At 69.2% G+C, this 14144-nt stretch carries 13 protein-coding genes; 4 read left to right on the forward strand and 9 right to left on the reverse strand.

Annotation, left to right across the window (positions count from 1 at the left end):
- Positions 1 to 871 precede the first annotated feature (871 nt).
- Complete coding sequence (locus JMF86_RS14710; RefSeq protein ID WP_053525914.1) at positions 872 to 1429, reverse strand: DapH/DapD/GlmU-related protein; 558 nt, start codon at positions 1427 to 1429, stop codon at positions 872 to 874.
- Between the two features lie 391 nt (positions 1430 to 1820).
- On the opposite strand from JMF86_RS14710, the gene JMF86_RS14715 reads away from it, so the two are divergent.
- Positions 1821 to 2435 carry a glutathione S-transferase family protein gene (locus JMF86_RS14715; protein WP_012329338.1) on the forward strand — a complete coding sequence of 205 codons (615 nt, stop codon included), beginning with the start codon at positions 1821 to 1823 and terminating at the stop codon, positions 2433 to 2435.
- A gap of 32 nt (positions 2436 to 2467) precedes the next feature.
- On the opposite strand, the gene JMF86_RS14720 is transcribed toward JMF86_RS14715, so the two are convergent.
- A complete protein-coding gene (locus tag JMF86_RS14720; protein ID WP_011546349.1) occupies positions 2468 to 3436 on the reverse strand; it encodes an ion channel in 969 nt (322 codons plus the stop codon).
- Positions 3437 to 3601: 165 nt separating this feature from the next.
- On the reverse strand, positions 3602 to 4621 hold the full coding sequence (locus JMF86_RS14725) for a sulfate ABC transporter substrate-binding protein (protein ID WP_077179877.1): 1020 nt from the start codon (positions 4619 to 4621) through the stop codon (positions 3602 to 3604).
- Positions 4622 to 5073: 452 nt separating this feature from the next.
- Here JMF86_RS14725 and dapA point away from each other — a divergent pair, with 452 nt between their 5' ends.
- On the forward strand, positions 5074 to 5967 hold the full coding sequence (gene dapA, locus JMF86_RS14730) for a 4-hydroxy-tetrahydrodipicolinate synthase (protein WP_054928110.1): 894 nt from the start codon (positions 5074 to 5076) through the stop codon (positions 5965 to 5967).
- A 21-nt stretch (positions 5968 to 5988) separates the two neighbouring features.
- On the opposite strand, the gene JMF86_RS14735 is transcribed toward dapA, so the two are convergent.
- From JMF86_RS14735 to JMF86_RS14745, 3 genes are all read right to left on the reverse strand, one after another.
- On the reverse strand, positions 5989 to 6369 hold the full coding sequence (locus JMF86_RS14735; RefSeq protein WP_027811667.1) for a type II toxin-antitoxin system VapC family toxin: 381 nt from the start codon (positions 6367 to 6369) through the stop codon (positions 5989 to 5991).
- Entirely contained in the window at positions 6369 to 6608 is a 240-nt protein-coding gene (locus tag JMF86_RS14740; RefSeq protein ID WP_077179876.1) for a type II toxin-antitoxin system Phd/YefM family antitoxin, read from the reverse strand. The genes JMF86_RS14735 and JMF86_RS14740 overlap by 1 nt, the downstream gene beginning before the upstream one ends.
- Before the next feature lie 93 nt (positions 6609 to 6701).
- Positions 6702 to 7751 (reverse strand): LysR substrate-binding domain-containing protein, encoded by a 1050-nt coding sequence (locus tag JMF86_RS14745; protein WP_077280817.1) that lies wholly within the window; start codon positions 7749 to 7751, stop codon positions 6702 to 6704.
- A 106-nt stretch (positions 7752 to 7857) separates the two neighbouring features.
- On the opposite strand from JMF86_RS14745, the gene JMF86_RS14750 reads away from it, so the two are divergent.
- Complete coding sequence (locus tag JMF86_RS14750; RefSeq protein ID WP_077177881.1) at positions 7858 to 9141, forward strand: MFS transporter; 1284 nt, start codon at positions 7858 to 7860, stop codon at positions 9139 to 9141.
- Between the two features lie 69 nt (positions 9142 to 9210).
- Here the strand turns inward: JMF86_RS14750 and JMF86_RS14755 are convergent, their stop codons facing one another.
- Positions 9211 to 9849 carry a glutathione S-transferase family protein gene (locus JMF86_RS14755; protein ID WP_077177882.1) on the reverse strand — a complete coding sequence of 213 codons (639 nt, stop codon included), beginning with the start codon at positions 9847 to 9849 and terminating at the stop codon, positions 9211 to 9213.
- Between the two features lie 111 nt (positions 9850 to 9960).
- Here JMF86_RS14755 and JMF86_RS14760 point away from each other — a divergent pair, with 111 nt between their 5' ends.
- Entirely contained in the window at positions 9961 to 10881 is a 921-nt protein-coding gene (locus JMF86_RS14760) for a LysR substrate-binding domain-containing protein (RefSeq protein ID WP_201317030.1), read from the forward strand.
- A 21-nt stretch (positions 10882 to 10902) separates the two neighbouring features.
- On the opposite strand, the gene JMF86_RS14765 is transcribed toward JMF86_RS14760, so the two are convergent.
- Entirely contained in the window at positions 10903 to 13128 is a 2226-nt protein-coding gene (locus JMF86_RS14765; RefSeq protein WP_054928113.1) for a xanthine dehydrogenase family protein molybdopterin-binding subunit, read from the reverse strand.
- Positions 13125 to 14126, reverse strand: a complete 1002-nt coding sequence (locus JMF86_RS14770; RefSeq protein WP_054928114.1) for a xanthine dehydrogenase family protein subunit M — start codon at positions 14124 to 14126, stop codon at positions 13125 to 13127. The genes JMF86_RS14765 and JMF86_RS14770 overlap by 4 nt, the downstream gene beginning before the upstream one ends.
- Between the last annotated feature and the right edge of the window lie 18 nt (positions 14127 to 14144).

Here is a 14144-nt window from a genome sequence, read left to right on the forward strand (position 1 = left end):
TGGAGGTGCGTTCCCCGATCAATAGCTGACGCACGTTTCGAAGCGTACCGCCAAGGGGCAATCCATACCGGAAGCGGCTCGTCATGCGGTCGGGCACGGATGCTCACCGTCGAAATACACAGTGTCGCGGGTCGTTTCTGCCGACGGATATCCACACGGGCACGCGCGTCGTCGTTGCTCCCACCTTGGAACAGCGCTCGTGCGGCATCGGCAGTCGAACGGCAGCATTCCGACGGCCCTCGCGCCGAGCGCCGGCTCACGCTCACCATTGAGTTGCACAGCGCGCCGAGTCGCTAGAGAACGCGGATAGGCGCGTCGAAATCTGCATATTGCGAACCACGCGCCGGCGCTCACCGTTAGAATGCACAGCCCTTCGATTGGGGGCCCGAGCCGGATGTCGACGTGTCGGGTCTGCGGATCGCGGTCATGCACGCTGCGCCATTCGGCTAGAATGCGCGGCGCTCCGAACCACGGCAACGACCGGAAACCCGTGCCAATGCAGGCACACCGCCAGATCGGGTGCGACACTCACCGTTGACTTTCACAGCATTTCGCTTCGATTTGCCGCGAGTTGTCCACAACCCGCTTCATGTATCGCGCAGCGTCCGGTCACCCTCACCTGTGAAAAACACAGCGCGCCGAGTCGTTTCGGGCCGCAGATATCCACAACCGGCGCACGCCCGGATCTTCCTCTGCCGATCGACGGAGGACTCGGCGCACAACAATCGGGAAAAGCTGGAAAGGCTTGTCGGGACGGCCTCGGCGGTACGCTCACCGTTCAAATGCACAGCGTTTCGAGTGATCGTGGTGAGCGGTTGTCCACATCCCTCCGCCGATGCCTCATCGCACCGGCGCGCACACCCGGGCGACGTTATTCGGCAATCGACCGGATGATCTTCGCCGGATTGCCGCCGACCAGCGTATTCGGCGGAACGTCCCGGGTAACGACGGCCGCGGCTGCGACGACCGCATTCTCGCCGATCGTCACGCCGCCGATGATCGTCGCGCCCGCGCCGATCCACACGTTCCGCTCGATCACGATCGGCTTCGCGATCACGCCGTCGCGCCGGCGCGAAGGCTCGACCGGATGACCGGACGTGATCAGGCTGACGTTCGGGCCGATCATCACGTCGTCGCCGATCTCGAGTCCGCCCAGGTCGTAGAACGTGCAGTTCTGGTTGACGAACACGTTGCGCCCGAGCTTCATGCCGGCGCCGCCCGTCGCATGGAATGGCGGGATCAGCATGAAGCCGTCGTCCACCTGCGAGCCGATCAGTTCACCGAACAATGCGCGTACGTCCGCCGCATCGTCGAACGTCAGGCGGTTGAGCCGCGCGGTGATCGCCATCGCCCGCTTGACCTCGGCCACCATGGCCGCCGATTCGGGCGTTCTGCGCGGAATGATCGTGGTGCGATCGTCGGTTGCCATGCGTGACTTGTCTCCGGTGAGTGCGACGGTGCGTGATGCGTCGGCGAGCGCGGCCGGGCGATTGCGTTACCGTATGCGTGGGTACTGGGCAATGAGCCGGGCGCAGTGTAGCAATGCTGGTTCGCGCCAAGGATTTTTTGAATTTTCATAACTAGTTTTGCTATAACTAGTTATATTACGAACTTCAGTCACACAAGGCTCTGCGGGTCATCTCCCGCGATTCACCGCTGCCCCAGCGCATCGAATCAGCTGCGTGCAACCAAACCTGGTACCCCTAGCGGAGCGCCCTTGGCCGGGCGCCCCTAGCCGGACGCCCCTGTCCCAACCTCCCGCGCTCGGGTACGCTTGAGCATCGACCGGATCGACAGCAGCACCCAAACGCGGAGGCGCGATGAAGCTCTACTACTGGCCGAAGACCCGGGCATTCCGGGCGCTGTGGATGCTCGAGGAAATCGGCGGAGTGTACGAACTCGTGCCGATCGACCTGCGCTCGCACGAACAGGGCAGCGACGCGTTCGTGCAGGTCAACCCGATGGCGAAGCTGCCCGCGCTCGACGACGGCAGCGCCCCGTTCGCCGAATCGGGCGCCGTGCTGCTCTATCTTGCCGACCGTTGCCCGGACGCCGGGCTCGGCGTCGCGCCCGACGATCCGCTGCGCGGCCGCTTCCTCCAGTGGATGTTCTTCACGCCGACCTGCCTCGAACCGGCGATGGCCGAGAAATTCACCGGCGCGTCGGGCAACCCGGTCGCATTCGGCTGGGGCAATATCACGCGCGTGCAGCGCGCCCTCGCACAAGCGCTCGCCCACAGCCGCTGGCTCGTCGGCGAACGCTTCACCGCGGCCGACCTGCTGCTCGCCAGCACGCTGAAGATCGCGTTCGACGCGCATCTGCTGCCGCACGAAGGCGTGCTCGGCGACTACGTCGCACGCGCCGAGGACCGCGACGCGTTCCGCCGCGCGGTCGCGATCGAACAGCGCGAAGCGGCGCGTCTGCTGCACGCATGACGCGCGACGGGGCGGCGCCCCGCCGCCCTTGATCACGCCTGCGCGGCCGGCCCCGGCGCCGACGCGCCCGCGTCGATCACCACGCCCGGCGAACCGCGCTCGTCGGTATCGACGTCGATCGGCACGACTTCATGAAAATGCGTGTAATCGATGTGCGTGATGCCGTCCTCGTCGTGCATCAGGTCGACATAGCGGTGGCCCCAGCGGATCGCGTCATGCGCCCACTCATGACGCGCCTGCATGACCTGCGCGGTGGTCTCGTCCGAGCCCTCGATCGTGATCAGCAGCGACGCTTCGCGCGCGGCGAGCGACTCGGGCGTCTCGCCGAACAGCGCGCTCGACTCGTCGATCACGTGCATCAGGTTCCAGCCGAGCAGGAAGATCGGATGCTCGTTGCGCACGAGCGGCAGGTCGTGAATCTTGCGCAGCGAGTAGCCCTCGTGCGTGCCTTCGACGCGCATCAGCCGCAGTTTCGCCTGCGCCTCGGCAATCACGTTCTGGCGGGCATTCGCGGCGCGCACCATCAGCGTCATCCGGCCGTTCAGCGGCCGCACGATCGCGTAGCGCGCGAACAGGATCTTCGCCTGCGGCCGCGAAAACCGCGCGAACACGAGCCCCGTGGCCAGTGCGATGCCCGACATCCCGACGAAGATCTCCAACGTCGCGACGAGGTGCGCATAGACCGTCTGCGGATGCATGTCGCCGTAGCCGACGGTCGCAAGCGTCTCGACGCTGAAGAAGAACGCGCCGCCGAAGCCGGCCGGCGACTGGTTCGCGATCGGCGCATGGCCAAGCAGGTAAAGCGTCGCGAAGCCGCCGTTGAGCAGCAGGAACAGCACCGCGAGCGACAGGAAGAACACGGGCCAGCTGACCGTCAGCGCGCGATGGTAGAAGTCGCGCCAGCCGAGCGGCGGCATCCCGTACGCGATCACCGGGCGGGTGCCCGACCAGATCTTGCGGCCACGGCCGCGGGAGGCTGGGGAGGACGAATCGACGTTCATCGCGCGGCGCCGGTTGCAGGGAGGCGATGAGCGTAGCACGCGCGGCGGCGGGCGGGAATGCGGGCCGGTTTGGAACGGCAACGCGCCGCGCAGGCGTAAAAAAAGCCGGCCGCACGAGCGGCCGGCTGCGTCGTCATGCGAACCCGCGCGTCGCGCGCGCCGCGCTCACTTCCGGTCGACGATCACCTGGTCGAACGTACCGCCGTCGACGAAATGGGTCTTCTGCGCGTTCGCCCAGCTGCCGAAGACCTGCTCGACGCTGAACGTCTTCAGCGCCTTGAACTCGGCCGCATGCTTCTTCAGCACGGCTGCGTCGCGCGGGCGCAGATGGTGCTGCGCGATGATCTCCTGCGCTTCCGGCGTGTACAGGTAGTCGAGATACGCCTGCGCGACCTTGCGCGTGCCCTTCTTGTCGACCACCTTGTCGACGACGGCGACGGGCGGCTCCGCGAGGATGCTCGCCGACGGATACACGGCGTCGAACTGCGCACCCGACGCGCCCGTGTCCATCAGCGCGACTTCGTTCTCGAACGTGACGAGCACGTCGCCGATGCCGCGCTGCGTGAACGTCGTCGTCGCGCCGCGGCCGCCCGAATCGAGCACCGGCACGTTGCGGAAGATCGCCTTCTCGAAGTCGAGGGCCTGCTGGTCGGTCGCGCCCTTCTGCTTCTGGAAGCCCCATGCGGCGAGATACGCATAGCGGCCGTTGCCCGACGTCTTCGGGTTCGCGATGATCACCTGGACGCCCGGCTTCGCGAGATCGCTCCAGTCCTTGATCGCCTTCGGGTTGCCCTTGCGCACGAGGAACACCATCGTCGTCGAGTACGGCGAGCTGTTGTCCGGGAAGCGCGCGCGCCAGTCCTTGGGCAGAAGCTGCCCGCGCTCGGCGAGCAGGTCGATGTCGTTCGGCTGGTTCATCGTCACGACGTCGGCCTGCAACCCCTGCAGCACCGACAGCGCCTGCGCGCTCGATGCACCGTGCGACTGCTTGATCGTGACCGTCTCGCCGGTCTTTTGCTTGTAGGCGGCGGCAAAGCTCGTGTTGATGTCCTTGTACAGCTCGCGCGTCACGTCGTACGACACGTTCAGGATCGACGTGTCCGCGTGCGCGGCCGTCGCCGCCACGACCAGCGCCGCCGCCGCACCCGTGTGCAGCCAGCGGCCGATCCCCTTGATGCTTGCCATCGTGATATGCCCCGTTTCCAGTGGTGGTGAATGTGCGTGACCGCACGCGTACGCGCTGTCATCGAAACGTAAGCGGGCATTCTAGCGGCCGGCCGCGGCGCGCCTTCCAATCAGTCGTGGAAAGCAAATCTCGAATTCTGCTAAACGGCGGCCGGGGGCTCGCGCGCGCCGCCGCCCCGGTGTTAAGATCGCCGCTCAGCCCACTCACGGTTCATCCATGTCCGCTACCCTGCGCTCGCCCTCGATCCTCGCCGCCGTCGCGGCAGGTGCGCGCGCGGCCGGGCTGAAACTGAAAAAACGACTCCTCGACTGACGGGGACGTCGCGTCCCGTCAGGCGAATGCCGGACGGGATGCCCGCAGGTCGTTTCTTTCTCCTTGCACGCACGCCTCGCTCCGGCACACCGCCGGCGGAACGGTTCCTTCTCACTCCGTTTCCACCATGAGGCTTTGCATGAACACACGTTTCGAAGGTATCTGGCTGCCGATCATCACGCCGTTTCATCATGGCGAGGTCGACCATGCAGCGCTCGCGCGGCTCGCACGCCACTATGTGGCCGCGGGCATCGCAGGCTTCGTCGCGGGGGCGACGACCGGTGAAGGCGTGCTGCTCGACGCGCGCGAACAGGACGCGGTGTTCGCGACGCTGCGCGATGCGGCGCCCGCGCTGCCGATCGTCGTCGGGCTGACCGCGAGCGCGACGCACTTCGCGGCCGCCCGCGCGCGCGAACTCGCGGCGCTGCGCCCCGACGGGCTGCTCGTCACGCCGCCCGTCTACGTACGGCCGACGCAGGACGGCATCCGCCGCCATGTCGAAGCGATCGTCGACGCGGCCGACCTGCCGGTGCTCGTCTATAACATCCCGTACCGCACCGGCGTGAACGTCGAACTGGACACGCTGCAGGCGCTCGCGTGCGACTCGCGCGTCGCCGGCATCAAGGAATGCGGCGGTACGCTCGACCGGATGAGCCGGCTCGTGCACGACACGCCGCTCGCGATCCTGTCCGGCGACGACAACCAGAATTTCGCGGCGATGTGCGCGGGGGCGCACGGCGCGATCGCGAGCAGCGCCCACGTGCTGCCCGAATGGCATGTGCGCATCCATGCGCTACTGCGCGACGGGCGGCTCGCCGATGCGCGGCGCCTGTCGGTCGCGCTGCAGCCGCTCGTCGCAGCGCTGTTCGCAGAACCCAACCCGGCGCCGGTGAAGGCCGTGCTCGCCGCGCAGGGGTGGTGCGAGGACGGGTTGCGGCTGCCGTTCGTGCCGGCGAGCGAGGGGTTGCGGGAGCGGTTGGACAAGCTCCGTGCGGAGCTCGAAGCGTCCGCGTCGGCGGCTGCTACAGCGTAGGGACTCGATCCCGAAACTGTTTCAGACCGTCAAGATTCTTGACGCACCATACTGCGCAAGGTGGCCGTCGGCGGTGATGAGCACCATCGGCTCGTACGAGGCCTGCGCGACCAGCAATCGGTCGAACGGGTCGCCGTGGTGATGGGGAAGATGACGAACGGCCGCACCGTGTGCGGCCCGAACGGGCAGTTCCCGGTATTGACTCATCTTGAGCTTGTCGACCAGCCGATCCACATCGACGTCCAGCTTCCCCTTGCTGGCTTTGATGGCCACTTCCCAGATACTCGCGCTGCTGATGAACACTTCGTCTGCGGAATCAATCAACCTGCGCGCGCGAACACTCAGCTTCGGATTATTCGCAACCATCCAGAGAAAGATATGCGTATCGAACAGCAGTCGCATTACTTGCCTTCGAACGCGTCCAACAAATCGTCGGGAAGCGGTGCATCGAAGTCGTCGGCTATCCATATCTCGCCCTCCATGGCCCCGTACGGATGAATCGGCCTGAGCGGCACGAGCCGGACCGCCTGCTTGCCGGCCTGCGTGATCACGACACGTTCGCCGGCAATCGCGGCATCGAGAAGCCGCTGCAGATCGAGCGTGGCTTCGGGAACAGTGGCAACTTGCATGATGAGCTCCATTGAGTGACCCACCATTGTTACGACATTCGCGTCATTGCTCCAATAGGCCGAACGTCCAGCCGCTCGGACACTGGCTGGTCGTCGCGTCCGGAATCACGCCGCAAGCGCTCCCTCCGTCGCCTCCCCCACCGCCTGCGTCACGATCCGCGCGAGCCGATCGACCGTCGGCGTCGCCGACGACGTGCGCCGCAGCAGGATCAGCGGCAGGCTCGGCAGCGCCGGCAGCCCGCACGACGCCGCATCGAGCACGCGCACCGACGCGGGCAGCCCGTAATGCGAGCGCACCGTCAGCCCGAGACCGGCCGCCGCGGCCGCCCATAAGCCGGCTAGGCTCGGCGTCGTGAACGCGACGCGCCACGGCACGCCCGCACGGTCGAGCGCATCGGTCGCCGCGCCGAAGAACCGGCACGGCCGGTCGAACACCACGAGCGGCAACGGCTCGTCCGTCGCACGCACGGCACGACTGCCCTCGCCCTCACCACGCACACCGCCCTCCCCACCCGCATCCCCGCCGCCGTCCATCATCCCGACACCCCCGCCTGCCACCGCACCGATCCATTGCATCGGCACGTGCGCGATCGCTTCGCTGTCGATGCCCGCCCGCGACACGAGCGCCGCCGACGCCGGATCGCCCCACACGAGCGCCAGATCGAGCTGGTTCGCATCGAGCCGGTCGAGCAGATCGGCGTTGCGCGCGACGCGCGCCTCGATCTTCACCTTCGGATGGGCGCGCGCGAACCGCCCGAGCACGTCCGGGAGGATCGCCTCGCCGAAATCCTCCTGCAGCCCGACCCGGACCCAGCCGTCGAGCTTCACGCCGCGCACGGCCGCGGCCGCCTCGTCGTTCAGCTCGATCATCCGCCGCGCGTAGCGCAGCATCGCGTCGCCGGCGTCGGTCAGCGCGAGCCCGCGCCCGGCTTTCACGAACAGCGGCGTGCCGGCCTGCTCCTCGAGCTTGCGAATCTGCGCGCTCACCGCCGACGACGAGCGCGCGACACGGTCGGCCGCCTTCGCGAAACTGCCGAGATCCACGCCCGCGACGAGGCTGCGCAGCGCCGCGACGTCGAAGTTGGGACGCGCCAGCGTGGCATCGGCCCCCGCGAGCGGCTCGCCGCCGTCGCGCGGAATGTCTTGTCCGGACATCTCAATCATCCTGATTTATCGAACGATTCATCAAAAACTTTCCGATTTTCAGGATGAATGTAGGCCGCCAGACTGTGGACGTCAACTTCGAACCGGGCCTGTCGTCATGGATACGTCGTGCATCGCTTCTCCCTCCTCGCCTGCCCGCGACGTGCGCGGGCCCGCCCATCGCTGGCGCGTGCTGGCGGCCGGCGTCGCCGCGAACCTGAGCTTTTCGGCCGCCGCGGCCGGTATTCCGACCACGGCCGTGTGGATGCGCTCGGCCTATCACCTCGACAACGGCGCGCTCGGCCTCGTGCTCGGCGCGCTCGGCTTCGGCGTCGCGCTGTCCGAGCTGCCGTGGGGAATCGCCGCCGACCGCTTCGGCGACCGCCGTGTACTGCTGACCGGGCTCGTCGCGACGGCCGCGATGCTCGCGCTGATGGTGTGCACGATCGTCCCGACCGCGCACGCGGTGCCGCCGCTGATGCGCGTCGTCGCGGCGATGTGCTGCGTCGGCCTGCTCGGCGGCAGCGTGAACGGCTCGAGCGGGCGCGCGGTGATGCGCTGGTTCGGCGAGCGCGAACGCGGGCTCGCGATGAGCATCCGCCAGACGGCCGTGCCGCTCGGCGGCGGCCTCGGCGCGGCGCTGCTGCCGTCGCTCGCGTCGCATGCCGGCTTCGCCGCGGTGTTCGGTGCGCTGATGCTGCTGTGCGCGGGATCGGCCGCGCTCACGTGGCGCTGGCTGCACGAGCCGCCCGCCGAGCCGGCCGCGGCGCACCTCGCCCCACACGTCTCCACGCCTCGCGCGGCCCAACGGCCGCAGGCCGCCAGCCCCACGCGCAATCCGCTGGCGAGCCGCCCGGTGTGGCGGATCGTGCTCGGCATCGGCCTGTTGTGCGCGCCGCAGTTCGCGGTACTCACGTTCGCGACGGTGTTCCTGCACGACTTCGGCCGGCTCGGCCTCGCCGGCATCAGCGCGGCGATGGTCGCGCTGCAGCTCGGCGCGATGGTGATGCGCGTCTGGAGCGGCCGCCACACCGACCGGCACGGCAACCGGCGCGCGTACCTGCGCGGCTCCGTGTTCGTCGCGGCCGGGTCGTTCACGCTGCTCGCGGCGGCGACGGCCGGCAGCCCGCATGTGCCGCTCGCCGCGATCGTCGCGATTCTCGTGTTCGCCGGCATCTGTGTGTCGGCGTGGCACGGCGTCGCGTACACGGAGCTCGCGACGCTCGCCGGCGCGAACCACGCGGGCACCGCGCTCGGGATGGCGAACACGGTCGTCTACCTCGGGCTGTTCGCGACGCCGCTCGCGATTCCGCCGCTGCTCGCCGCGAGTTCGTGGAGCGTGGTGTGGCTCGCGGCGGCGCTGGTCGCGGGCGCGACCTACCCGCTGTTCGCGGCGAAATAGCCGCCCCGCCCGTTTCACTCGGGCGACGCGGGCGTCGCAGCAAAGACCCGCGACGCCCGCTCCCCCTCGTCAGGCCGCCTCGCGCGCCAGCGCGCGCCGCGCGGCCGGCCGTTCGGCCTCGCGCTGTGCATGAGCGGTCCATGCGGGATGCCGGGTCATGTCGAGCCCGATCGCGACGCCCCAGCGATACAGCACGAGCAGGAACGGATCGACGATCGAATGCGCGCCCGGCTCGGCCCACGTGCGGCCGTCGGCCAGCAGGGCTTCGATCGACGCGTTCGCGGCGTCGATCGTGCCGCGCCCATGCGCGCTCACCGCGCCGTGCAGCGCCGGATCGTCGATGAAGCGGCCCGGCCGCCACAGCGCACCGTAGCCGACGCCATGCACCCAGCCGACCAGCCAGGCGAGCCATTCGTGGCACCGCGCCTCGCGCAGCGGATCGTCGAGCGGCAGCAATTGCGCATCCGGATAGCGGCGCGCGAGATACGTGAGGATCGCCGGCGTTTCGGTCAGCGCGCGCGGCTCGCCCGGAATCACGAGCACGGGCACGCGCGCTTTCGGGTTGATCGCGAGATAGCGCGCTTCGAGGTTCTGCTGCTCGCGCACGGACACGATCTCGACGTCGAACGGCGCGCCGGTTTCCTCCAGCGCGATGTGGGCGGCGAGCGAGCAGGCGCCCGGCGAAAGATAGAGACGATAGGCGTTCATGGCGGGGTGGCCCGACGGGCTGTGGAAGACGGAACCGAGTGTAGGAACGCATGCCGATGCGCGGCAAACGATGAATTGTCGTGCTCGGACATTAGTGATACTAATACCCGTATGCGACGCATCCACCTCCCTCCGCTGCAGACGCTGCGCGCGTTCGAAGCCGCCGTGCGGCTGCAGAGCTTCACGCGCGCGGCCGACGAACTCGCACTCACGCAAGGCGCGGTCAGCCAGCACATTCGCGCGCTCGAGGCGCAGCTCGGCTATCCGCTGTTCACGCGCGAACGCAACGGCGCGACGCCGACGCACGCCGCGCATGCCCTCGCACTGCAGGTTCGCCAGGGCCTGAGCGTGCTCGAACGCGCGTTCGAGCCGACGCTGGCGGTGCGCCGCCGCCCGCGCACCTGCGACGTAACGCTGAACGTGAGCGTGCTGCCGAGCGTCGCCGAGCGCTGGCTCGCGCCGCGCCTGCCGCGCTTCTCCGCCGCGCATCCGCACATCTCGATCGTGCTGCATCCGGACGTGGCGCTCGCGCCGCTGCGCAAGCGCGACCGCATCGACGTCGCGTTGCGCTACGGGCCCGGCACGTGGCCCGGCGTCGTCGCCGAGAAGCTGATGAACGAGACGATCTTCCCGGTCGCGAGCCCTGCATACCGCAATCGCGACGGCGTCGCGCCGCGTACGCCGGCCGATCTCGTGCGCGCGACGTTGCTGCGCCATCCCGCGCAGCCGTGGGAACCGTGGTGCCAGGCCGCGCGGCTCGACCTCACCGAATCCGCGCGCGCGCCGCGCTTCACCGACACGAACGCGCTGATCGACGCGGCACTGAAAGGCCGCGGCGTCGCGCTCGCGCGCCGCTCGCTGATCGAGCCGGAACTCGCCGACGGCACGCTCGTGCGTGTGTCGACGGTACGCATCACCGACGTGTACGCGCACTACGTCGTGTGGCGCCCCGGCCATCCGCACGAAGCCGCGATCCGCACCTGGCTCGACTGGCTGCGCAGCGAAGTGCGGCGCAGGACGCCGCGGCGCTAACGCCAATGCCGATGCCGACGCTCACGCGCGCATCGGCATCGCCACCTTGTCGAGCGTGATCGGCAGATCGCGCACCCGCACGCCGGTCGCGTGATAGACCGCATTGGCGATCGCGGCCGGCACGCCGGTGATGCCGATCTCGCCGATGCCGCGAATGCCGAGCGGATTGAAATGCGTGTCGTTTTCGTCGACGAAACTCACGTCGAGTTCGCCGATGTCCGCGTTCACGGGCACGTGATATTCGGCGAGATTCGCGTTCGTGAAGCGGCCGTGCCGCACGTCGAGATGCGAGCCTTCCTCGAGCGCGGTGCCGAGCCCCCACACCATCCCGCCGATCAACTGGCTGCGCGCCGTCTTCGCGTTGAGCAGGCGGCCGACGCTGTAGACGCCGACGATGCGCGGCACGCGAATCGTGCCGAGCTCGGCGTCAACGTGCACTTCGGCGAACACCGCGCCGAACGAATGGGACGCATAGCGCGACTTCTCGTCGCCGGGCTTCGCCGTCGCCTGCGCGTCGATCGGCTGGCCGCCCGCACGCGCGATCACCGCCGCGGCCGGATCGCGCCGCGACGGGTCGCCGCGATGCACGACCCAGCCGCTGTCGACCGTCACGTCGTCGGCCGCGGCGCCGTGCAGCGGCGATCCGGAGTCGGCAATCGCCAGCGCGATCAGCTTCGCGCGCGCCTGCAGCGCGGCCTCGCGCACGGCGGGCGCGACGCTTGCCGCCGATTGCGAGCCGCCCGATACCGGCGCGCGCGGCAGACTGGAATCGCCGAGCGAAAAGCGCACGTTCTGCGGCGCGAAACCGAGCGCATCGGCCGCGACCTGCGTCATCACCGTATAGGTGCCGGTGCCGATGTCCTGCGTGCCCGACGCGACTTCGGCCGTGCCGTCCGGCAGGATGCGCGCCCGCGCCGACGCTTCGCTGCGGTTCGCCGGATACGTGGCGGCCGCCATCCCGAGGCCGATCAGCGTGTCGCCGTCGCGCATCGTGCGCGGCGCGCCGGTGCGGCGCGACCAGCCGAAGCGCCGCGCGCCGGCCTCGTAGCACTCGCGCAGCTTGTTGCTCGACCACGGCTTGCCCTCCTGCGGATCGACCGCCGCGTAATTCGCGAGCCGCAGCGCGACCGGGTCCATGCCGAGCCGCCACGCGAGCTCGTCCATCGCCGATTCCAGCGCGAACGAGCCCGACGCCTCGCCGGGCGCGCGCATGAACGTCGGCGTGCCGACGTTCAGCGACACGATCCGATGCGTGGTTGCCTGGTTCGGCACCGCGTACATGATGCGCGACGGCATCCCGCACATCTCCATCCAGTCCTCGAACGTCGACGTGGTGGCGATCGTGTCGTGGCGCATCGCGGTCAACGTTCCATCTTGGCGTGCGGCCAGCACGATGCGCTGCTCGGTGAACGGCCGCCCGCCGACCGGACCGAACATCTGCGGCCGCGTCAGCGCGAGACGAACCGGGCGCCCGACCTGCTTCGCGGCCATCGCGCACAACGACACGTGCGACCACGACGAACCCTTGCAGCCGAAGCCGCCACCGAGGAACGGTGAAATCACGCGCACGTGTTCCGGCGCGATGCCGAAGACCGCGGCCACCGCCGTGCTCGCGCTCGACACACCCTGCGTCGCGTCGTGCAGCGTGAGCGTCGGGCCGTCCCAGCGCGCCATCGTCGCGTGCGGCTCGATCGGGTTGTGGTGCTGCATCGGCGTCGTATAGGTTGCGTCGACGCGTACCGCGCCTTCGCGCAGGCCGGCCTCGACGTCGCCGCGCTGCGTATCCATCGCGCGGCCCTGCTGCTTCGGCGGCACGCGCGCGCCGCGCTTCGCCTGCGCGAAATCCACCACCGCATCGCTCGCGCGATAACGCACCTGCACCGCATGCGCGGCGTCGGTCGCCTGCTCGAGCGTTTCGGCGACGACGACCGCGACGGGTTCGTTGCTGTAGCGCACCGTGTCGTCCTGCAGCAACGTGAGCCGGCGCCCGGCGGGCGGCGACAGCGGCGGCCGGCCGCCGTTGGGCAGCCGCATCGCGTTCTCGTGCGTGATCACGATCAGCACGCCCGGCATCGCGCGGGCGCGCGCCGCATCGATCGATTCGATGCGGCCGGACGCGATCGTGCTCGTCACGAGCACCGCATGCGCGAGCCGCGCATCGGAGAATTCGGCCGCGTAATGCGCGCCGCCCGTCACCTTCAGCACACCGTCGACCCGGTCGAGCGGTTGTCCCGTCAACGTGTTCATGCGGTACCTCCCGTGGCAGCGGCTGCCGTTCCGACCGCACGGACGATCGCCCGCTGCGCGAGTGCGACCTTGAAGCCATTGCCGTCGAGTGGCCGCGCATCGCGCAACGCCAGCGTGGCCGCCTCGCGCAACGTCGCGTCGGTCGGGGTGCGGCCCGCGAGATGCGCTTCCGCCTCCGTCGCACGCAACGGCTTGTGCGCGACGCCGCCGAGCGCGATTCGCGCGTCGGCGACGCGCGGGCCGTCCATCCGCAGCGCGGCCGCGACCGACACCAGCGCGAACGCGTAGCTCGCGCGATCGCGCACTTTCAGATAGTGCGCATGGTCGGCAAAGCGCGGCGGCGGCAAGTCCACCGCGGTGATCAGTTCGCCCGGTTCGAGCGTCGTGTCGAGATCGGGCCGGTCGCCCGGCAAGCGGTGAAACGACGCGATCGGAATCTGCCGTGCGCCGCGCGGGCCGCTCACCTGCACGACGGCGTCGAGCGCGGCGAGCGCGACGCTCATGTCCGACGGGTTCACCGCCACGCACTGCGGGCTCGCGCCGAGGATCGCGTGCATCCGGTTGTGGCCGCCGATCGCCGCGCAGCCGCTGCCCGGCTCGCGCTTGTTGCACTGCGCGAACGCGGGATCGTAGAAATACGGGCAGCGCGTGCGCTGCATCAGGTTGCCGCCGACGGTCGCCATGTTGCGCAATTGCGCGGACGCGCCGGCGAGCAGCGCCTGCGACAGCAGCGGATAGTCGGCGCGCAGGCGCGGATGGTCGGCCGCGTCGCTGTTGCGTACCAGCGCGCCGATGCGCACGCCGCCGCCGGGCAGCGCGTCGACCGTATCGAGGCCCGCGATGCGTGTGATGTCGATGAGCGTGACGGGCCGCGCGACGCCGCCCTTCATCAGGTCGAGCAGGTTCGTGCCGCCGCCGATGAATGCCGCGCCGGGCCGCTGCGCCGCGCGCACGGCGCCGGCGACGTCCGTCGCGCGTTCGTAGGAGATCGCTTCCATTGCGGTGCCCTCCGTCGG

Source organism: Burkholderia sp. E168m15 (assembly GCF_016586105.1).
GTDB classification, from domain to species: domain Bacteria; phylum Pseudomonadota; class Gammaproteobacteria; order Burkholderiales; family Burkholderiaceae; genus Burkholderia; species Burkholderia orbicola.